Here is a 22,152-nt window from a genome sequence, read left to right as displayed (position 1 = left end):
CGGTTGCACCAATAGATGCCCATATGGCAACTGAAAACAGCAATTCTCACTCCGGGTCAAAACTACCCAGCAAGAAAGGGCGCATCGGCTTGATGATCTTGCTGCTTTTTGTTCTGATATTGGCGGCGGTCTTTGCCTATAATTACGCCTTTATAAAGGGCCAGTTGGGCGTCGGCACTGCTTATGGCGCACGCGTGGCCTGTTCTTGCCATTATATCGGCGGTCGCGATCTGCAGGATTGTGAAAAAGATTTTGAACCCGGCATGGAAGTCATCGGCCTGTCTCTCAATGACGATAAGAAACGTGTGACCGCATCGGCTCTTCTGCTAGCCTCTGCGACAGCCGAATTTCGGGAAGGTTGGGGATGTGTAATGCTAACCGAAGCAGAAGCTGATCGATGAAAGCCTAAACAGCGGCTGCGGCTAGCCATTGTTGGGACACGGCGCCGGTTTTATCAATCCACCCGCCGCCAAGAACCCGGTCTTTATGATAGAAGACGGCTGCTTGGCCTGGCGATACACCAAATTCCGGATTGTGAAAGCGCAATGTATCACCTTCGAGCCTCGCATGGGTGGGTTTCGCCATCGAGCGGACCTTCACTTGCATCGGCCCCTCAAAATCTCCCCCAATCCAGTTAATGTCGCGCAGCGTGGCGGATGCGACCGCTAAGGCTTGTTTTGGCCCGACAAATACTCGTTTGGTTTCGGGTTCGAGGCGAATAACATAAAGCGGTTCGGCTTGACCGCCAATTTCCAATCCTTTGCGTTGTCCAACTGTATAGTGGATTAAACCCTTGTGGCGGCCCATAACCGTGCCATCAATATGAACAATCTCGCCATCATCATCCGCTTCGGGGCGTAATTTGCGCACGACCTTGGCGTAGTCACCATCCGGCACAAAGCAGATATCCTGACTATCCGGCTTAAAGGCAACCGATAAGCCCATATCTTTGGCAATCTCGCGCACCTGGTCTTTCGGCATGTCACCCAGAGGGAACCGCAAATAGTTCAGCTGATCTTGAGTGGTTGCGAATAGAAAATAGCTTTGATCACGCGCCGGATCCATTGCGCGGTGCAATTCTGAGCCCTGTTCACCGATGACCCGGCGAACATAGTGACCGGTAGCGAGACAATCCGCGCCCAGTTCGCGCGAGAGGTTCAACAAATCTGTAAATTTCACGCCCATATTGCATTGCACGCATGGGATAGGCGTACGGCCGGCCATATATTCATCGGCAAAAACATCCATGACCGACTCTTGAAAACGGCTGGCATGGTCGAACACATAATGTGCAATACCCAGTTTCTCGGCAACCTGACGGGCATCGCGGATATCTTGACCCGCGCAACAACTACCTGCTCTGCCGACCGCTTCGCCATGATCGTAAAGTTGCAGGGTTATGCCAATAGTCTCTGCACCCGTCCGTGCTGCCAGAGCGGCAACCACGCTGGAGTCGACTCCACCGGACATTGCCACGACAATACGTTTGCCGGTCAAATCGTCTCCGAGCTGAAATTGATTATTGATTCGATCTGTCATCATTCCTTGTCCCTTAACGATGAACCGTTCACAGCGCCAGTATTGCGCGAACGACAGCAGAATATCCGGGCTCAAATATCGTTTTGGTTCATATTGGGACGAAATGGGGAATTGGAAGGAAGAATTGCTTAACTAGTCCTAAGAGCCGATGAACGCGACCTTTACGTAAGTTTATACCTTCGCTGTTAGACAGCTGTTTATGGAAATGAACTTCCCTCATAAGAGCGTGGCTGAGACCAGCGCCGAATCGAATGCAAAAGCAGACAACGCGCATGAAGCGTTGATTGCGCATGCGGTGGCGCGTCAGGCTCAATCTCCTTCTGCCCGTGCATTTTTAGCACGGCAGACAGGCAAGGCTGCCAACAAAGCAGTGGTTGCCAGAGGATTGATGGAAGATCGGATCAAGTATTTTGCAGGAGAGCTTCCATCAAGAAGCGCTTTTGCAAAACGCGCGCGCATTTTTGACAAAGGTCATTTTCGGCCGGATCTTTTGCGTGATAAATCATCAGATAAGAGCGCGGGATAGTAAATATGAACGCGTTATTTACCTTGGTGATTTAATAGTTTGAAAAACTCTATGTCTAAAGATGTAAAAATATTGAGATTTAGAGGAAAAGCCGAAAGGCGTATTTGAGGGTAGTATGATCGAGAACCAAACAATTAAACCAGCACAAGTCGTCGGCCCATTAGGCGAGCCTTTGACTGTGGCCGATTTGCCAGCGCCAGGGACAACCCGTTGGGTCGTTCGGCGCAAAGCGGAAGTCGTAGCTGCCGTAAATGGTGGGCTTTTGACGGTGGATGAAGTTTGTGACCGGTATAGTTTGTCGTTGGAAGAATTTGCTTCTTGGCAACGCGCGGTTGATCGTTCTGGTATGCCTGGCTTGCGGGTCACGCGAATCCAACATTATCGCGATTTATATGAGCGCCAGCAGAAATATTGATCGCTCGATGCGCCGTTCGGCGCTGCAATTTGCGACTTAAGTATGAATATTAATGGTTTATGGGCTGCGGGATTGCGATTCCGAAGCCCATTTTTTTTGCATCAAAGACTATTTTCTGGTTTTGAGCCGCCAAATGTATAAGAATGCAGGCTCGGCCTCGAGGGATGGGGCGAAACAGATCAGGAGGAAGTTATGATCAATTTTATCATCGCATTGGTTATGGGCGGGGTTATCGGATGGCTGGCCAGTATGGTCATGGGGCGTGATGCGTCCATGGGGATATTCTGGAATGTCGTCGTTGGCTGTGTCGGATCCATGCTGGGCGGTTGGCTGTTCAGTTTTTTCACCGGCGGTACGTCTAATTTACGGGAAGCACCATTTAGTCCGATGACATTGCTTGTGGCTTTTGGTGGAGCGATTGTTCTGCTGGGAGTTGTCAACTTAATCAAGCGCGGCAAAATCCGTTAATATCAGACGTAATTTCGATTGAATTTAGCGGAAAGGTCGGCCCAATCGGGTCGACCTTTTCCGTGTCTAAATAGCGGTGATCGCTGAAAATATCTGCGTTAAGCATTAACTATTTTTCGGATGTCACGGTTCGGGCTTGTCGTAACTGATTTATTGATATAATACACCAAATATGAAAATTGCAGAATTCTCCTACTAATTGCATGAATCTTTTTGTATATGGCGACGTTGAACTACTATGAAAATTGATCTTAAGAGTGTGCCCTATGAACTTTGAGTCGAAAATCCCGCGCGAAGACCTGGATGTCTCGTCCATGGGTGACGAGGCTGAATCCCGTCGGAACAAACGGCGTTTCTTGATAGTCACATTGGTGACGATTGCTGTGATTACGGCGATTGTCGCCTATCAGCTCATGTCTGGCGGCGGATCAGGTGTGGCTGGCAGCGAAGACGGGCAGGCTCCGGTGGTCACCGTGGTTGTTCCGAGCAAGCAAGATGTTGTCCGCACGATCAATGCCACTGGCACATTGGCAGCGCGTCGCGAGATTCCCGTCGGTGTCGTGGGTGAAGGTGGCCGGGTCACCAATGTCTTCGTCGATGCGGGAGATTGGGTGAAGCCGGGACAGATTATGGCCAGCATTGACCGGTCGGTTCAAAATCAACAGGCTGCGCGACTGGAAGCAACGGTTGCTTCTCGCCGGGCTGATCTGAATTTGGCGCAGGCCAATCTTGATCGATCTGCGCGTTTGATCGATCGGGGGTTTATATCGAAAGCCGATATCGACCGGCTGACCGCGACCCGCGATTCGAGTGCGGCGCAATTGCGCGTTGCCCAGGCACAATTGTCGGAAACCCGGGCTCGCAACAAATTTCTGAATATTGTTGCGCCAAAAGGCGGTCTGGTGCTCGAGCGTAGCGTAGAAGTTGGCCAGACGGTCAGCACCGGCAGCGGAACGTTGTTTCGGCTAGCGCAAAATGGCGAAATGGAATTGCAAGCCCAGTTGAGCGAAAGTGATCTGGCGAATGTTTCTGTCGGGGTCAGCACAGATGTTGTCCCGGTTGGTACAAGCAAGGTTCTAACCGGCCAAATCTGGCAAATTTCTCCGATGATTGATGCGCAATCGCGACAAGGCGTAGCGAAAATTGCGCTGAATTTTGACGATGCCTTGCGCCCCGGTGGGTTTGCTAGCGCAAAGATTCAAAGCGGATCTTCTCAGGCTGCCGTCCTCCCCGAATCTGCCGTCCATGATGATGATAAGGGCAATTATGTCTATATTGTCGACAAGGATAATAAGATTAAACGCCGCGGCATTGAAACCGCTGGGGTCAGCTCGGCAGGCGTTACTGTGGCGTCCGGACTGGCAGGCAATGAACGGGTTGTTTTGCGCGCTGGCGGGTTTTTAAACCCGGGTGAGACCGTGCGGGCGGTTGAAGAAGGCAAAGATAGCTGATCCATGCCGCGCCCATTGCCTTTTTGCTTAAACCGGAACGACGGATAGAAAGATTATGAATTTCCGCAATATCTCTGCCTGGTCCATCCGCAATCCGGTGATTCCGATTGTGATTTTTGTTGGCATGATGCTGGCCGGTATGGTTAGCTTCCAGCTTATTGATGTTCAAAATGATCCGGATATTGAATTTCCGGTTGTGGTTGTCCAAATTTCGCAGCCTGGTGCAGCGCCAACGGAAATTGAAACCCAGATCACCCAACGCGTGGAATCCGCCGTGCAAGGACTGGATGGCGTCGATAGTATTAGCTCGACCACGCGCGAAGGTCGCAGTGTGACAGTGGTTCAGTTTGATATTGGGGAAAATATTGATCAAGCGGTCAATGACGTCAAAAATGCGGTCGATCAGGAACGCGGTAATTTACCGGATGGCATACTTGAACCGCTGATCACCAAGGAATCCACTTCTGGCAATCCTATCGCTTATTTTGCGGTGGGCGCCGATGATATGACGATGGAGCAGCTGAGCTGGTTTGTCGATGATACTGTGGCCAAGTCGCTGTTGACGATTAATGGCATAGGAACGGTGGAACGGGGCGGTGGTGTCGACCGTGAAATTCGGGTTGTTCTGATTCCCGAACGGATCCAGGCACTCGGCGTTACTGCGGCGCAAATTAACAATTCTTTGCGGCAGCTCAATCTCAACGCGGCAGGCGGACAAACGGAAATAGCCGGCTCACGCCAATCGGTCCGTGTTCTCGGTAACGCCAAAACAGCTTTTGATCTGTCACAAACCAAAATTGCTACAGGCGATGGCCGGTCGGTTAAATTGGCCGATATTGCTGAAGTATCGGATAGCTTTAGTGAGTTGAGCCGGATCGCCCGTGTGAAGGGCAAGCAAGTGGTGACCTTCAGTCTGTCACGGGCCAAAGGGGCTTCAGACGTTACTGTCTATGATGACGCCGTTGAAAAGATGGACCAGATTGAAGCGGAAAATCCGGGTGTTTCCTTCACTCAGCTGTTCACCAGCGTGGGCTTTACCAAGGCACAATATAAGAGTTCAATGGCAGCGATGATCGAAGGCGCGGTGCTGGCCATCATTGTTGTCTTCTTGTTCCTTCGGGATTGGCGCGCAACCTTTATTTCTGCCATTGCTATCCCATTATCCGCGATTCCAACCTTCTGGTTTCTCGACATGATTGGCTTCAGCCTCAATCAGATGAGCTTGATGGCCTTGGGGCTTGTTGCCGGGGTCTTGGTCGATGATGCGATTGTGGAGATTGAAAATATCGTCCGCCATATGCGCATGGGCAAATCCGCCTATCAAGCTTCAATTGATGCGGCTGATGAAATTGGTCTGGCCGTTGTTGCCACCACTTTTTCGATTGTGGCGGTCTTTTTACCGGTCGCATTAATGCCCGGTATTGCGGGACAATATTTCAAGGTTTTCGGATTTACCGTCGTCATTGCGGTGCTGATGAGCTTGGCGGTTGCGCGGATGATAACGCCGATGATTGCCGCCTATTTTCTTAAAGCCAAAGGGGAGGCTGATCATGCTAGCGGCCCCTGGATTGAACAATATGTCGATATTCTAACCTGGACATTGGGCCGCGGTAAGTCGACGGAAATCAAAGCGCGTGGCGGCATCTTCAACCGCATCATCGCCAAATTTTTTGATCACCGTGTGATTGTTATGGGGTTGGGACTGCTCACCTTCGTTGTGACCATCGTCATGTTCATCGTCATTCCCAAAGAATTTTTCCCAACCGGTAATGAAGATTTTAGCCGCGTCAACATTGAGATGGTGCCGGGTACGACGCTCGAACAAACTGCTGATGTCTCAGAAAAAGTTGCTAAAATCATTGAAGCACAACCGGAAACGCAAACTGCTTTGGAAAGTATACGCGAGGGCAACGGAAGGATATTCATCACTTTGAAAGCCGATCGTGATCGCAAAAGTTCAGACTATGAAGAAGATCTGACGCCGCAATTGCAGGCTATTCCCGATGCGCGCGTATCCTTTTTGAATAATAATGGGCCAGGCGGCAGCGGAACCGGACGAGACTTTTCGATCATGTTATCGGGCTCGGATCCTGCCTTGTTGGAATCTACCGCCGCGACTTTGGTGGAGCAAATGAAAGGACTGAAATCTATTGTTGGACCGCGGGTGAATGCGGACTTGCAGCGTCCTGAAATATTGATCACGCCGCGCTCCGATCTGGCATCGCAATTGGGCGTTTCAACCGCTGCGCTGAGCCAAACTATTCGTATTGCGACTTTGGGTGAGATTGACCAGAATAGCGCCAAATTCTCGTTGTCTGATCGCCAAGTTCCGATCCGGGTTGTGTTACCGCGTAAATCTCGCCGGGATTATTCGACGATTGAAAACCTGCCGGTTCCCATTGCGGGCGGGGGATCCGTCCCGCTCAGCCGGGTGGCCGATATTAGTTTCGGGTCCGGGCCGACGACAATTCAGCGCTATAATCAGAAGCGGCGGATTTTTGTCGGTGCTGATCTAGCGCCCGGCGTCGTCAAAGGCACGGCGCAAGCGCAAATTGACAAGTTGCCGATAATGGCAGAATTACCGACCGGTGTTTCGAATGCGCCGTTCGGTGCGGATGAATGGCAACAAGAAATGCAGACCAATTTCGGTATCGCTCTGGTTGCGGGAACCTTACTGGTCTTTGCGGTGCTAGTGCTCCTCTACGGCCGGGTGATGTCACCTCTCGTCAATATGGGATCCTTGCTATTGGCGCCCTTGGGCGGCTTGATTGCTCTGGTGATGGTCGGGCAGGCCTTGTCGCTTCCGGTGTTTATCGGGATATTGCTGCTCTTCGGCATTGTCGCGAAAAACTCGATATTGTTGATCGACTTTGCTCTTGAACAAATAGAAATGGGGCAACGGAAACGAGACGCGATTATTGAAGCAGGCCGTAAACGGGCGCAACCCATTGTCATGACCACGGTTGCGATGACCGCCGGGATGATCCCAACGGCGATTTCCTTGTCAGGAGATTCCTCTTGGCGCGCGCCGATGGGCACGGTAGTGATTGGCGGATTGATACTCTCAACCGTACTGACCTTGTTGATTGTCCCGGCTGGTTTCAGTCTCGCTAGCGGCATTGAAAAACGTCTCGGTTCGCTATTCCGCAAGCATTTGCTTGTCGATAACGGGGAGGGCCCGGAAAATCCTTCTGATGCAGAGGTCCAACCAGCCGAGTGAAGCCGCTTTCTTCTACATTGGTGCCAACATCGAGTAGCGCCCCTTCGGATCACCCTTCTGTTCAGGGAACAGCCTTGAACAATGCCGGCCGCGATATGAAAATTATCGCAACCGGATTGCTCGTTTTGATGGCGATCGTTTATTTCACCTCAAAATCGTTTGAAGAGGTCCATCCCGCGCTCGGCTTTGTCCGCGCCTTTGCCGAAGCCGCAATGGTGGGAGGGCTTGCCGACTGGTTTGCGGTAACGGCATTGTTCCGCCATCCCATGGGGCTTCCAATACCGCATACGGCGATCATACCGCGCAACAAGGATCGCATTGGCGATACGCTTGCCAATTTCCTCAAGAATAATTTTCTGGTTTCCCGCATCGTGGCGCAGCGCATGCACGGCGTAGACCTAGCCGGAGGCGTCGGCCGTTTTCTCAAGTCCCCGAGCGGAGGACAAGGCCGATTGCGGATGGGGGCATCCCGGCTTATCGGCGATATTATCGGTTCGCTCGATCAGGATCGATTGGGGAAAATGTTCAAAGGCGCCGTAAAGTCGCAAGCCAAAGAATTGGATCTGGCCACGCCCATGGGACAGATATTGGAATCAGTCATGGCGGAGAACCGCCACGGACCGCTTATCGATTCGACAATAAAATGGGCCTATCGCACGCTTGATGCGAATGAATATGTCATTCGGGCGATTGTCCACGACCGCGCGAATACCGTCATGCGGTGGACCGGTTTGGACGACCGTTTGGCGAATGAAGTCATGGATGGGCTCTACAAATTGCTGGCCGACATGGCGACAGACCCTCAGCATCCGGTGCGTTCGAAAACCGAGGAAAGTATCGCGCAATTGGCGCAAGAGCTGAAACATGATCCTGAATTGCGGGAAAGGGTCAATGAGTGGAAGCTCGAAATGATTGATAATCCTGCCATCGCAACATGGATTGACGGTATGTGGGAAACCGGTCGCGAAGCCCTGTTAAAGGCATCGCGAGATCCAGAGGCTGCCATGGCGGGCCATTTTGGCGATGCCCTGATGCAATTGGGCAGCAGCTTGCAGAAAGACCCGCTGCTCAATCGGCAGCTTAATCGCTTTGCTCGCCGCGCTGTGGCTGGTGTTGTTGCGAGCTATGGCGATAATATCGTCAAGCTGGTTTCAGAAACTATTCGGGGTTGGGACGCGCAAACAATCACCGATCGCGTGGAAAATGCGGTGGGCCGTGATCTGCAATATATCCGCGTAAACGGAACTTTGGTCGGCGGCCTGGTCGGCGTGTCGTTGCATCTTTTGGGTTATTGGATTTAATCTCCGGACTAGCGCGAGAGCAATATGCGGGCTTGTCCAGCAATTTGCGCCAGCATGGCGATAGATGGCCGTGGAGACAATTGGGCGCGATCAACAATATTACGAAATTGCCCGACCCGATCGGCATTTTTATCCACCCAGCTTTCAAGAAACTGATCCATATCCTTGCTGCGCGCACGGCGCAGAAAATCGAGACGCATTTGTTGGAAATCACGCGCCAGTCCAGCAACCAACAAGCGATCCCACGGATCGGATGGGTTGATCCGGGTTGCGGTCATTTGAGCCCAATCCAAGCCGAGCAGGCTTCCCAATTTGGTAAAGGCGGCGGCGACTTGAATCGCATCAATTTCCCGGATTTTACCGAGAAATGCGATGCCTGCGGCTCCATCATTTTTGTACATATTGGCCATTTTATGGGCGATCTCATTAGTGGCCCCGGCTTCGACCAGTAATCTGGTCTGTTTGGTCGCTTCCAACTGGCCTTGCTCAGTGATCAGGCTTTCCACTTTGGCATTCAATGCTTTAATGCCCGGCGCGAGCATTTCCACTGCCTCATCAATCGTACCGTTGGACAAGCCAATGCGCATCAGATCCGCCATATGCGAGCGCAAGACATAGGCAAATCGATCAAAGAGTAGCAATCGGACATTTTCACTGATTTTCGCTTCTTCCAATGAAATCCAAAGCTTGTCGGCCTGAAACAGACGTTCAGCCATGACAAAGGCTGCAGCGACTTCTCCGAGTGATGTGCCTTCTTCTTCGGCCAATTCAAAAGGGTCGATCAGGCCCAAGCGATTGATCATGCGATTGGCCAATTTGGTTGCGATAATCTCTTTGCGCAATTGGTGGGTTAAGATGGCATTTTTATGCTTTTTTTGCATTGCGTTGGGAAAGGCATTGAGCAATTCGCTATCCAGCGCCGGATCATCGCTCAGGCTGCTATTTTCTATCGCATCTTGCAATCCGAGCTTGGCGGTCGAGATGAGAACTGCCAGTTCTGGCCGGTACAAACCGCGACTTTCTTGTGCGCGGCGCATTAAATCTTCATTGGATGCAAGGCCTTCTACCGCGCGGTCCAATTGACCTTGTTCTTCGAAAAGTTCAATTAAACGGACATAGGAAGGCAGCGTTTTCTGACCGCCCATTTCGGCAATGGAAAGTCCTAAGGCTTGCAGTCGATTATCCTCCAAAACGAGACTGCCGACATTATTGGTCATCGCTTCGAGCAATCGATTTCTTGCTGCGGGTTTCAATTGGCCTTTTGCCATAGCAGCATTCAGCGCAATCTTGATATTCACTTCATTATCGGAGCAATCAACACCGGCGCTATTGTCGATAAAGTCGGTGTTAATCCGCCCGCCCATTGCGGCAAAATCAATGCGGCCTGCTTGGGTTATCCCTAGATTAGCCCCTTCGCCAATGACCTTGACGCGCAATTGCTTGGCATTAATCCGGATCGCGTCATTCGACGGATCACCCACTTCAATATGATTTTCGCGATCCGCTTTGATATAGGTGCCGATGCCGCCAAACCATAAAAGGTCTGCCTGACTGGTTAAAATAGCTGCAATAAGCTGCGATGGCGTCACGTTTGTGTCTCCATCGAGTCCAACCAATTTTGCGATGGTCTTGTTGATCTTTAGCGTTTTAGAATGGCGTGAAAAGACAGCGCCGCCTTTCGATATCACGCTCTTATTATAATCTTCCCAACTCGAACGCGGGAGGTCAAACAAGCGTTTGCGTTCTTTCCAGCTTTTTGCCGGATCAGGGTCGGGATCAATAAAAATATGGCGATGGTCAAACGCCGCCACGAGGCGCAGGCTTTTGGACAAAAGCAATCCGTTGCCAAAAACGTCGCCCGACATATCACCCACACCGATGACTGAAACGGGTTCCTTTTGCACGTCGATACCCATTTCAGCGAAATGGCGTTGCACCGATACCCAAGCGCCTCGAGCGGTAATACCCATGGCTTTGTGATCATAGCCATTGCTGCCGCCGCTAGCGAAGGCATCGCCCAACCAAAAGTCATTTTCAATGGCGATGGCATTGGCGATATCGGAAAAGCTAGCTGTGCCTTTGTCCGCGGCGACAACAAAATAGGGGTCGCTGTCATCGCGGCAAAGCACGCGATTTGGCGGGAGAAGGGTTCCGTCTTTGATATTGTCGGTTATCGACAGCAAGGCGCGAATAAAAATCTTATAGGATTCCGTTCCTTCGGCGATAAAGGCATCGCGGTCGTCGCCCGATGGCAATTGTTTGGCAAAGAAACCGCCTTTTGCACCGGTGGGCACGATCACGGCATTCTTAACACGCTGTGCTTTCATAAGGCCGAGAATTTCTGTCCGGAAATCATCGCGGCGATCAGACCAGCGCAAGCCGCCTCGTGCCACCGGCCCCGAGCGCAAATGAATGCCTTCAACACGCGGGCTATATACAAATATTTCCCGCCACGGCACGGGGGCAGGCAAGTCTGGAATTTTCGCACTTTCTATTTTGAATGCCAGAGCGCCGCTGAGTAAGGGGGCAAAAGCATTGGTGCGCAGCACCGATTCAATCACTGATCGGAAAAGCCGCAATATCCGGTCATCATCAATGCCATCAACCTTTGTTAAACCGGCATCTATTGCACGGATGGATTCCGCAGAGGCCGCCTCTCGATCGCCGATAAAATCAGGGTCATGTAGCGCGACGAACAATTCAATCATCGCGCGGGTGACGTGACCGGCTTCCACCAATGCTTCCACAACGGTAATCAAACCATAGCTCAACCCGGTTTGGCGCAAATACCGGAACCAGGCCCTAATCCACACGGTCGATTGTGCACTGATCCCAGCTGCGGTGATCAACTGGTTGAAATTATCATTTTCAGCCCGTCCTTCAAGCACGTCGGTAATCGCGTCTTGAATCTCGGATGCTCGGGCAATCAGGTCGTCTCGAGATTCAGGATTACGCAAAGACAATTGAAAATCATGAATATAACCAAGACGTCCTTCTTCCAGCGGTGTCGGCACTTCTTCCAAAACCGAAAAGCCGAAATTTTCGAGCGTGGGAACCGCATCGGAGAGCGGCAAGGCCCCTCCCAGATGATAGACTTTGAGCCGTAATGTATCGTCGGGATCGCCATCAAGATGATAAAGGCGTGTTGATTTTTGGCCGCCGCGTTCAAGTTGGAACAGGCGCATGATATCTCGCGCGGCTTCGGTTGCGCCATAGGTGGCTTGATAGGTGCCGGGGAAGCAATCCGCATAGCGCTGCGCCAAAACGGCCGCCCGATTGTCCGGTACAAATTCACTCAGCTGGCTTTCCACTTCCGGTCGCCAACCCCTGATCATATTTTCTAATTGACGGTCGAGCGCATCGGGATCCGGAATTTTGCTGTCGATGCCCATATCCAAAACATAACGAAGGGAAGAAATCCCGCCTTCACCTAAAGTATTGGACCAGCTGAGAATTTTGGCGCCGGTCGCTTCGGTCAACATGGCTTGGATGTTTTCGCGTCTGGCCGTCGAAAGCTGTTCGCGCGGCAACCAGATAAATGCGAATAAATGGCGATTAAGCGGCGACATGACGCTGTGCAGTTTCGGGCGGGGCCGATCGATGAGAGACATGGAAATTAGTGCTAGTTTCTCTAAATCTTCCTGCCGGAAGGTGATCAGCAAATCATGCGGTAATGCCGTTAAGGCGTGAGTCAGTGATTTGCCGGCGTGGCCTGCTGCAGCAAATTCGAATTTTTTAAACAAATGATCCAATTGGGTGCGCAGGAGGGGGACGTTTTCGGGCGGCGCTGCCAATGCTGCGCTGGTCCACAAGCCGGCGGTCAACGAAAGACCTTTCAGTCTCTTCTTCTCCCATATCGGCACGACAATAATATCCATCAAGACGTGGCGATGCACGGTTGAAATTTGATTGGATTTGATGATCAATGGCGCCTGACCGCCAGCTTTAAACCAGTCAAATGCGCGTTTCTGGCTTTCTTTGGAAAGAGCCGGTTTGTCGCGCATGCGGGAAAGTCCCAGCTTTTTTGCGCGTTCGCCTTTCGGGTCAATTATTTCATGAGCTAGCAGCGTAAAATTGCGGTCGAGGAACCAATGCAGCAGATCCGCGCCTTCGCCTTCACAAAGACTATTTGCGCCGGTTCTCAATATAGTTTGCAACTTTCCCCAGTCGCTGACGGCTGCCGCAACATCTTTGAGATTTTTCCGCAACGCGGCTTGCAGGGTGCGACGCAATTTTGCCTCAGCCCGTTCCAGTTCAATATAGATAATCGATTCGCGCTCTTTGGACTCATCTGATCGTTCAAATATAGCGGTTAGCTTGCTATTCTTGTCTCGCTCGGCAGCAATCACTGGGTGAATAAGGCGTTCAATATTGAGGCCAAATCCAGCGATGGTGGCACAAACAGAATCGACCAGAAACGGCATGTCATCATTGAATATGGCCAAACGCAAATGGCGATGGCCTTGGGTACTCACGACGCTTTCGAGCACCAAGCTGGCATCGGTTCCGCTGCGCCTATAGCCGCACGCCAAGGCAAACCGGACGGCTTCTGTGCAGGCCTTGTTGTCAAAACCTGTGTTTTCGCCGGGCAGCGCGCTATTTTGAAAGGCGCTGATTAATTTTTTTTCGAGTTTCTTGTCAGCCGTCGCGCGGGTCGATTTCGCAGCTTTCCTGTTGCGGCTACTCGTCATGCTTCCCCCAAAAATTTCAGACGGGACCAAGACTCCGCCTGTCGCAGGCGGTTATGCGCGCAATGGAAGGTTTGCTCAAGGGTGTTCCAAGACTATCAACGGTGCAAGACGCTATTATGTGCCAAGTGTAGCAAATTGGTTACATATGAAACCAACTATCCAACCAGATTGGTTTAGACGCTGGTTTGCTTCAGCACTTTGTCTGTCAGTTTCTGATCGCTGAGCACAGGACCGACGATTGACAATTGTCCGCTGTCATCCCGGCGTGCGACGAGGACAACAAATTCGGCATCTCCGGCATCAACATCATGGAGCTGTCGGCCAGGCGCTTGGCGTAGGCGATCGAGCACATCATCATGGGCGATTGCGTCGGGAACGGCTTTTTTCGGATTGCGGGTCTCGCGTTCTGCATAGACAATTGCCTTCAGACCGCCATCATGATTTTCCAGATAATCTGCAAATGCGCCCTTCGCGATGCCCGATTGTTTGGCAAAGCGCAGAGCTGCGGCATATTCGGTCAATCGGGTTTTGTCATAATGCGCACCGAATACCAGCTTTACAATTGGTGTCATCGGCGCCCGTTCCTGGGCTTTGAGACCGGAATCTTCCAGCAAAATAGCATAATCTTGGGGATGGGCTTCGGTCATCAGATAGAAATCATAGGCTTGACCAATAGCGTGATAAAGCGCCGCACGGCTGCGCTGTTCGCTATGGGCTGCATTGTCGGCACTGCTGCGCGCTGCCACTAACCAATCGGCTAGGCTGGCATTTTCATCCGGTGTTTCTTCTATTTCGTCGAGCTCAATATGCTCGCCGCCAATCAGTGCTGCGGTTGCAGCCGCAGCGTCTTCAGCGGTTAATTCCAAGGGGCTGGAGGTTGGCGCATCGGCCCAAATTGGTCCGGCTTCGGTTTTCTCGGGCGCAGACCGCATCGCTTCGGCGACTTGGTTTTCCAGCTCCTGAGCATAGTCATCCGCGACCACTTCTTTCCAGTTTATCACACCGTAAATAAAGTCGATCGTGTCATCATCTGTCGAAAAGGGCAGCAAAATGCCACGATACATAATAGTGATTCCACGCTGATTAACAAATTCAGCTTCAAAACCAATGGGCGCCTGATTGGCGATAATTTGCAGATAATGGTCTGTAATGCGCGACAATAACGATCGGGCAGGCACCTGATCAATCGTGGTGATGCTATCGTCCACTTCGCATTCGTCACGCAAAGCGTCGCCGAGGAACTGGATAGTTGGATTTTCTACACCGTTAGTGAAATCGAGCAAAACACTATTGGGGCCAAAGTCTTTGTCGGTTTCCGGGTTGAGATCTTCAACGCTTGGAAATTGCCGCTCTCCGAGCAAACCAGCCCAGAAATTATAAGCCCGAACGTGCATACGGCGTTCGTCTTGGCCAATGGCTGGCGGGGCCTCACTGGTCACAGTTTCGTCTTCATAGGCGATATAATCGGGATCAGCGCTATTGCTCATCACACCATTTTCGTCAGAATTCCGAAGATTTTCCATGCCTAGTCCTAATAGTTCTACTGCTCTCCCCACTGTTTTGCAGCAGCCATGGTAAATATCTGGTAAATATTCTGGAGAATTCTGATGCTGACCCTTAGAAAATTCGCGATCATTGACGCGCATCTGTTACCATCAGGCTTGTCACAAGCCAGACCGGCTGTTAAAGGCGCCCCCGGTAACGCAGTGGCTAGAAGACAAGCTACCGCCAATCCGCCGCTTTAGCTCAGGTGGTAGAGCACATCATTCGTAATGATGGGGTCAGAGGTTCGAGTCCTCTAAGCGGCACCATTTTTCTATACTATTGATAAATATAGATATATTTGTAATGCTCTGTAGCAAGTACTGTAGCAACATATGTATCACAATGCATGTGCATTGAGTGCTTCCAGCAACCAACCGATTAAATGTCAGTAAGTAGCCCTTTGAAAACAGGGCTTTCGAGTGAGCATGTTGCGCCTGTGTTGCATTGAGGAATGTTGTTGAGTCTGCTCTATCCCGAAAGCGGACGTTAGCGGCGCGACCGCAATATGATCTTGTACGTTTTAGCGTGAGGCTAAGAGAAAACTCAAACCTCACTTCTCATCTTTTTCTTCTTCTAGTGCCTTTGCTTCAATTTTCAGATCCTCGGCTTGCGGATCACTATTGATTGTAGATGGATTATGCTTGGCTAGAAATTGAAGCGACTTTTTCAAGAAGTTTGTTGAATCTGCACTGTTGGCAAAGTCATGACCAGATTTGGGGAAATATATTTTCTCAAGTTTATCGAAACCAGCCTTATTGAGTGCTTTTACGAAATCATAAGCTTGTTCTTTGGGGACATTTGTGTCGCGCTGTCCCTGCGCCACAAGCACGGGCACTCTCATTCTAGCGGCCTGTTGCACCGGAGATATGGCTTCGAGGTCTTTCTTTTCTTCACCCGCGACTTTTTCTTCCCATTTTCGGGCATAACGTCTTGCCGCAAATTGTTTTCTGTCATATTTCAACATCGCACGAACATCAGTGACGCCATTCAGGCTGATGGCACATTTGTATTTTTCAGGTTGGCGGATCGAGCTCCAAAGCGCAGCATAGCCGCCGTAGCTGGCACCCATTATACAGATCTTGTTCTTGTCGGTGATACCTTGTTCGATCAACCAGTCCGTTCCGTCGTCAATGTCATCGATCATACCAGTACCCCATTGGTCATAGCCCTTTTCGACATAATCCCGACCATAGCCGGTGGAGCCCCTGAAATTCGGTTGCAGTACAACATATCCGCGATTGGCCAGTAATTGTGCCCAAGGGTCAAACCTCCAACTGGTGCGCATGAAAGGACCGCCATGAGGCAAGATCACAGTCGGTAGATTTTTCTTTTTAGGTCCGTTGGGCATTGTCAAATATGCAGGAACCATATGGCCATCGCGTGATTGGTATTTGACGGGTTCCATGGCTACCATTTTTTCAGGATCAATCTTGTCATACGGGATCAAAACTTGCTCAATTTTTTTTAGCTGGGGATAGTAGAGATAATATGACCCCGGATCCGAACCCGATCCCGACCAAAATAAAGTCACCGTTTGATCATCACTGGTTCCCAATATCCTGTTCTGCTTGGTTTTGAAAACCTTGCCAATCCGCTGGTAGAGGTCGTTCATTGCCGGAACAAGCCACTTTTGTCCGGGTTTGTCTGCATTATATTCTACGCCGATCAGGTTTTTGGCGGTGTCCATCACCAAATTGGTCACATCAGCGGTCGGATGCTCATAGATAGCGTCACCAATAATATCTTCGCGAATATTGTAATTATAGGCACCGAACCGTCCATTTTTTCCGTTCGTCAATATGATGGCCTGACCGGTTTCCGGCAAAAATTGCAGATCTTCTACGACACCATCTTCGAAGGAATCATAGCGACGGTTTTCAATCTTCACCAATTTGCCGCCGGGTTGTTCACGATAGTATAGCCTCCATCGCTTCTTGCTATAATTTATACCAGCACGGATATTTCCTTTATTATCAGAGATCCATTGATCAATCTGGTGACGGGGCTTTTCCAAGACCACTTCGCTAGCGTCGTTGAGATCGATGCGAACAGCATAGGGCTTCCCACGTCGATATTGGTAGGCAATGATGTACTGCCCATAGGGGTCTTGAAAAATAATATTGTCTTTGATGAATTCTGATTTTTCGTTCAGCGCTGTTATCTTGGACGTTTCCAAATCAATGGTTTTGAGGGCATTGGTCGAAAAGACGTAAAAAATAAGATTTCGTACGCTGCCAAAACTGATAAGCAGTTTTTTGTTTCCTGCCCAATGGAACCAGTTGAGTTTGTTTTCGCCAAACGAAAAATATTTGGGTTCGCTTTCTTTTGGAGCAGTTAGGTCAATTATCCCAATATGCTTTGCGTCTCCTTTGGTTACCAGCACGGCCAGTTTCGTTCCATCCGGAGAGAGGGATGGTGAATGTAGGAAGGGTAAAGCAGAATAATTCTCAACGGGAATGGGTTCCGGATTAAGATAGTCCTTGCCTTCAACCGATTGCGGGATAACCAGAAGGCTCGTCAACAACATCAGGACCAAAACCTGAATCAACTTTGCATGTTGGTTAAAGGCCGATGTTTGTAATTTGGAGATAATGCACCTCGACAAAAAGGAGATTAAATATCTCAGTGAAACGAGAATAACTCAACAAGTTAATTGCCAATGAGCGTTAAACAACATCTTTTTGTTCACAATTTGGAAAATTAACTGTGAGGGCAATATCCCGAAAGCGGACGTTCGCTTAATCAAACTCAATTGTTTATCGTGAAGCGATCAATCTCTTTGCCGTCAGGTAGGTCCTTAATCTGAGAATGTATCTGTCCCAAAATCACAAAATGCACATCCATATCGATCACTAGAAAATTGTCTGCAGTATAGGTTCCACCCAAGTTAAGAGGCTTGGTTATGCTGTAGACATGATTGGGCCCCAGCATAATATCATTACCCTTAAATTGCTTTATAATCTTAGGAGAGAAAACCTGATCTAACACCGCCTTTTCGGAAACAGATTTCACAAATGCATTTTGCGACTCAGCCAGCGGAACCAGCGTCCCGGAGGCAGTGTCCAGGAGAAGAATCTCACCATTGGACCTCTTGAATATCAAATCACCGAGAGCCGTTATCATTAACGGATGGACATCGCTTCCGGTTAGCCATTTCCATACCTCCACAAAGTGATTTAACCGAAAAGATGAAGGATTGGCCGCCAAATCGGTTGGCGCAAGACCATATTCTTGCACTAAAGCAGACGGGACTAATTCTTCAACAGCGATCCACGTTTCTGAAGTTCCTTGATTATACTCCTTGGCTTGCACAGCCTTTTCCTTCTTGCGGAGCAATTTTATGCGAACAGCGGAACCATCTTTGAGCAATTCAAACCCTGGCTCCGTCATGCGACTGGATCTTGCGATCGACTCAGTAGTAGCAAGTTGTTCCAGTGCGAGGTTATATTTCTGTGTGTCTTCGTATATCTCGCGCTTCACACTGTGAGCCATGATGAGTATCAGGTCTTGCAGAGGCCATTTACGTTCGCTGGCTAAGGCAATGACTTCGTCGGCCCCCTTCAGAGTGCGAGTCTGCATTTGTAATTCAGAATCATCAGTCGAATCTTCCGCCAATGCCTCTGCCATAAAGTGATCTCTCATGTTTCTCATGACATCACCTAGAGCTTGATAGCTTTGCATAACTGGCCAGCAATTCTGCAGCGCAGTTATCATAGCCAACCCTTCAGATGCATCGCAACTCGACAGGTCAGCGCGCTTCTTCGGTGCGATGGAATCCTGCTTCTGTGGCGGAAAAAAAATTCTGCGAACAATTATTGACAGGTACTGACTTTCTGCCGGATCGGTTTTTTTCTCCGGATTTGGGATAGTATTGACAATGATCCTTGGTGGCGAAGCTTCGCCAACGGTTTGTTCTACAGGCTGCTGTGGCTTCTCAGTTTCATGAGCGATAGGGTTACTATCGATCCCAAATTTGTTGACATCAATTGCCGCTGTGGCAATCGGCATAGAAGCCCGTGGAGGAGAAGTACAACTTGCCTCAAAATTCCAAGCCTCACCAGCGAGATATTCCAACCCTTTCTTTGCTGCTTCCATGCAGGCCCTTTTTGTTGGGTAGCTGATACTACCGAGTTTAGAATGCCAGACGCGTATTGTTCCATCAGGGTCTTCGGTGCTGGGGTTAACTGGAGAAAGCTTATAGCCCCAGGCTTTGGCTTGAATGGAGTTTTTTTGCCGACTTTCAGCGCCGTCCCAAGCCATGGGAACCGAATTAGCATCAGAATGTGATTTTGTCGCACAGGCTGTCAAGTTTGAAATAAATACGAAAAACAAAATTTTCCAAACACAGGCCATGATTATTCGTAACAGCATTTGCTCAAAGTCCAAAGAGGTCTAGCTATGCTCTTTTAACTATGCCCGCTTTTGCGTCCAATGCGGACGGTATTGGGGCTTACTGTGCTAGAATCTCCCATCCTCCTTGGCCTTCTTATAGATGCCCTTGCTAATACAATTCTGGTGCCACCACACAAGCTTTGCGAGTCTTTGTAGTTCGGGAATCCAGAATTGGTTGGGAATTTCAAGCGCGGGTTTTGTTGGCTAAAGATCCAGTTCTGCGATCAGCACTCCAGCCCCATCTTCTGCTGTCATTCGGGCGGTTACATTGCCCTGATTGTCAACAATCTGGGTCTCGCTCAGAAGCTCAGTCTCATAGGGAACATCCCCGAGAAGGTTGGGTAGAATGGGATTTTCGATAGCTTACCGCAATGTGAAGCGTGAATATTGGCAGCGGGCTAGCCCCAAATCGTTTTCCTTTAAACTCACTCTTTCAAAATTTCTGTGCTGCTGTAGCATGTTGCGCAAAGATAGAGCGGGGAGAGCGCCATGGTAGATGATCAAACAAAGCAGCCACCGGAAGACGGGGTGGAAGAGGAATATGATACCACGGCTAATGAACGGGCCTATTGGTCGGATAATATCCGACTTTTATGCGGATTAATGGCAATCTGGTTGCTCGTGTCATTTGGAGCAGGCATTGTATTTCGACCGTTTCTCGACCAATTTTCCATTGGCGGTTACCCGCTCGGATTCTGGTTTGCCCAGCAAGGGTCCATTTACGCCTTCATTCTTTTGATTTTCTACTACACGTTCCGCATGAAACGGCTGGAACGCAAATATGATCTTGATGATTAAGGGGGCATGACATCGTGGAAACACAGACCTTAATCTATATTTTTGTTGCGGCCAGTTTTGCTCTTTATATCGGCATCGCCATATGGTCTCGGGCTGGATCAACACGTGAGTTTTATGTGGCTGGCGGCGGTGTGAATCCGGTTGTCAACGGCATGGCAACGGCGGCGGATTGGATGTCAGCGGCCAGTTTCATTTCCATGGCCGGACTTATTGCCTTTTCCGGCTATGATGCGTCGGTTTATCTAATGGGATGGACCGGAGGCTATGTGATGCTGGCGCTGCTATTAGCACCATATTTGCGCAAATTTGGTCAATATACCGTGCCGGACTTTATCGGCACGCGCTATTATTCCAAAGCGGCGCGAGTGGTTGCGGTTATCTGCCTGATCTTTATCAGTTTCACCTATATTGCTGGCCAAATGCGCGGCGTTGGTATTGTCTTTTCACGCTTTCTGGACGTGCCGATCACTATGGGTGTGATTATTGGCATGGCAATTGTGTTTTTCTACGCTGTGCTCGGGGGCATGAAGGGCATAACCTATACGCAAGTTGCGCAATATTGCGTTTTGATCTTCGCTTATATGGTCCCCGCTTTCTTTATCAGTTTCCTGGTTACTGGTAATCCCATTCCGCAATTGGGGCTCGGGTCTATAGTCAATGATGGATCGGGTCTTTATGTTTTGCAGAAGCTCGATCTTGTGCTCCAGGATATGGGCTTTGGCGCCTATACGAGCGGGTCCAAGTCGATGATCGACATTTTCTGTATCACCGCGGCATTGATGATCGGAACAGCCGGCCTGCCTCATGTGATTGTTCGGTTTTTCACAGTTCCCAAAGCTTCTGATGCGCGGCGGTCAGCTGGCTGGGCGCTAATCTTCATCGCTTTGCTATATACCACTGCACCGGCTGTCGGTGCATTTGCGCGTCTGAACTTCATCGAAACCGTCAGTGAAAAAGATTATGCTCAAGCCCCGGCTTGGTTCAAAAACTGGGAAAAAAATGATCTTATTGCTTTTGCCGACAAAAATGGTGACGGTAAAATGCAAATGTCCAATGGTGCGGCGTTTAAAGGCAAGCCTGAATTTACCGAGGAAACAGGACCGGCCGGTCAACGCTTGCTGGCCAATGAGCTGGATCAAAGCAACGGCAATGAAGTTTATGTTGATCGCGACATCATGGTTCTGGCCAATCCGGAAATTGCAAACCTACCGGGCTGGGTCATTGCTTTGGTTGCAGCCGGAGGGCTTGCGGCCGCGCTATCGACAGCGGCTGGCCTTTTGCTGGTGATATCGTCTTCGATCAGCCATGATTTGCTCAAAAGCACCTTCAAGCCCAATATCAGTGAAAAAGGAGAGCTGTTGGCGGCACGGCTCGCGGCAACAGCTGCGATTATTGTCGCTGGATTTCTTGGCATTTATCCGCCCGGATGGGTTGCGCAGGTGGTTGCTTTTGCCTTTGGTTTGGCGGCCGCGTCGCTTTTCCCAGCCATTTTCATGGGCATATTTTCCAAACGGATGAACCGGGAAGGGGCTATTGCCGGTATGGTCACCGGCCTGGTGTTCACCTTTAGCTATATAGCCTATTTCAAGCTGATGAATCCGGAGGCCAATATTGCAGCCAATTGGTTATTCGGCATTTCGCCTGAAGGCATTGGTGTCATCGGTATGATTTTAAATTTCGCCATCGCCATCATTGTGGCGAAAAGCACCAATGCGCCTCCATTAAGTGTTCGCAAACTGGTCGATTCCATTCGGGTGCCGCGCGGCGCCGGTGATGCGAGCAACCATTAACATTACTAGCCAGAGA

Annotated in this window: 14 protein-coding genes and 1 tRNA gene; 10 read left to right on the top strand and 5 right to left on the bottom strand. The window is 50.1% G+C overall.

Features of this window, described 5'->3' with window-relative positions; translation table 11 throughout:
• Window positions 1-23: 23 nt before the first annotated feature.
• Window positions 24-401: a hypothetical protein gene (locus ABJU74_RS15675; RefSeq protein WP_348385231.1), complete on the top strand. Its 378-nt coding sequence runs from the start codon at window positions 24-26 to the stop codon at window positions 399-401.
• A gap of 4 nt (window positions 402-405) precedes the next feature.
• Here the strand turns inward: ABJU74_RS15675 and mnmA are convergent, their stop codons facing one another.
• Window positions 406-1,542, bottom strand: coding sequence for a tRNA 2-thiouridine(34) synthase MnmA (gene mnmA / locus ABJU74_RS15670; protein WP_348385232.1), 1,137 nt, complete (start codon window positions 1,540-1,542; stop codon window positions 406-408).
• Window positions 1,543-1,738: 196 nt separating this feature from the next.
• Here mnmA and ABJU74_RS15665 point away from each other — a divergent pair, with 196 nt between their 5' ends.
• The 6 genes from ABJU74_RS15665 to ABJU74_RS15640 all read left to right on the top strand — a co-directional run bounded on the left by ABJU74_RS15665 (window position 1,739) and on the right by ABJU74_RS15640 (window position 8,920).
• Window positions 1,739-2,065, top strand: a complete 327-nt coding sequence (locus tag ABJU74_RS15665; RefSeq protein WP_348385233.1) for a hypothetical protein — start codon at window positions 1,739-1,741, stop codon at window positions 2,063-2,065.
• 115 nt (window positions 2,066-2,180) lie between these two features.
• Window positions 2,181-2,480 carry a DUF1153 domain-containing protein gene (locus ABJU74_RS15660; protein WP_207989496.1) on the top strand — a complete coding sequence of 100 codons (300 nt, stop codon included), beginning with the start codon at window positions 2,181-2,183 and terminating at the stop codon, window positions 2,478-2,480.
• Window positions 2,481-2,672: 192 nt separating this feature from the next.
• Window positions 2,673-2,948: a GlsB/YeaQ/YmgE family stress response membrane protein gene (locus ABJU74_RS15655; RefSeq protein WP_348385234.1), complete on the top strand. Its 276-nt coding sequence runs from the start codon at window positions 2,673-2,675 to the stop codon at window positions 2,946-2,948.
• Between the two features lie 266 nt (window positions 2,949-3,214).
• Window positions 3,215-4,399 (top strand): efflux RND transporter periplasmic adaptor subunit, encoded by a 1,185-nt coding sequence (locus tag ABJU74_RS15650; RefSeq protein WP_348385235.1) that lies wholly within the window; start codon window positions 3,215-3,217, stop codon window positions 4,397-4,399.
• Window positions 4,400-4,454: 55 nt separating this feature from the next.
• Window positions 4,455-7,619, top strand: coding sequence for an efflux RND transporter permease subunit (locus tag ABJU74_RS15645; protein ID WP_348385236.1), 3,165 nt, complete (start codon window positions 4,455-4,457; stop codon window positions 7,617-7,619).
• Window positions 7,620-7,714: 95 nt separating this feature from the next.
• A complete protein-coding gene (locus ABJU74_RS15640; RefSeq protein WP_348385609.1) occupies window positions 7,715-8,920 on the top strand; it encodes a DUF445 domain-containing protein in 1,206 nt (401 codons plus the stop codon).
• Between the two features lie 8 nt (window positions 8,921-8,928).
• Here ABJU74_RS15640 and ABJU74_RS15635 read toward each other — a convergent pair whose 3' ends face one another.
• A complete protein-coding gene (locus tag ABJU74_RS15635) occupies window positions 8,929-13,611 on the bottom strand; it encodes an NAD-glutamate dehydrogenase domain-containing protein (RefSeq protein WP_348385237.1) in 4,683 nt (1,560 codons plus the stop codon).
• 173 nt (window positions 13,612-13,784) lie between these two features.
• The gene (locus tag ABJU74_RS15630; protein ID WP_348385238.1) at window positions 13,785-15,134 is read right to left on the bottom strand and encodes a hypothetical protein; all 1,350 of its coding nucleotides are present in this window, start codon (window positions 15,132-15,134) and stop codon (window positions 13,785-13,787) included.
• 212 nt (window positions 15,135-15,346) lie between these two features.
• Between ABJU74_RS15630 and ABJU74_RS15625 the strand changes: the two genes are divergently transcribed.
• Window positions 15,347-15,422 (top strand) — tRNA-Thr (locus ABJU74_RS15625).
• Window positions 15,423-15,706: 284 nt separating this feature from the next.
• Here the strand turns inward: ABJU74_RS15625 and ABJU74_RS15620 are convergent.
• Both ABJU74_RS15620 and ABJU74_RS15615 read right to left on the bottom strand, forming a co-directional pair.
• Window positions 15,707-17,683, bottom strand: a complete 1,977-nt coding sequence (locus ABJU74_RS15620; protein WP_348385239.1) for a S9 family peptidase — start codon at window positions 17,681-17,683, stop codon at window positions 15,707-15,709.
• Window positions 17,684-17,904: 221 nt separating this feature from the next.
• Window positions 17,905-19,509, bottom strand: a complete 1,605-nt coding sequence (locus ABJU74_RS15615; protein ID WP_348422580.1) for a T6SS immunity protein Tdi1 domain-containing protein — start codon at window positions 19,507-19,509, stop codon at window positions 17,905-17,907.
• A gap of 528 nt (window positions 19,510-20,037) precedes the next feature.
• On the opposite strand from ABJU74_RS15615, the gene ABJU74_RS15610 reads away from it, so the two are divergent.
• Complete coding sequence (locus ABJU74_RS15610; protein WP_348385241.1) at window positions 20,038-20,346, top strand: DUF4212 domain-containing protein; 309 nt, start codon at window positions 20,038-20,040, stop codon at window positions 20,344-20,346.
• A gap of 14 nt (window positions 20,347-20,360) precedes the next feature.
• A complete protein-coding gene (locus ABJU74_RS15605) occupies window positions 20,361-22,136 on the top strand; it encodes a sodium:solute symporter family protein (protein WP_348385242.1) in 1,776 nt (591 codons plus the stop codon).
• Window positions 22,137-22,152 lie beyond the last annotated feature (16 nt).

Source organism: Parasphingorhabdus sp., from assembly GCF_039982415.1.
Lineage (GTDB): Bacteria > Pseudomonadota > Alphaproteobacteria > Sphingomonadales > Sphingomonadaceae > Parasphingorhabdus.
This window is presented reverse-complemented; position numbering and strand designations above follow the sequence as displayed.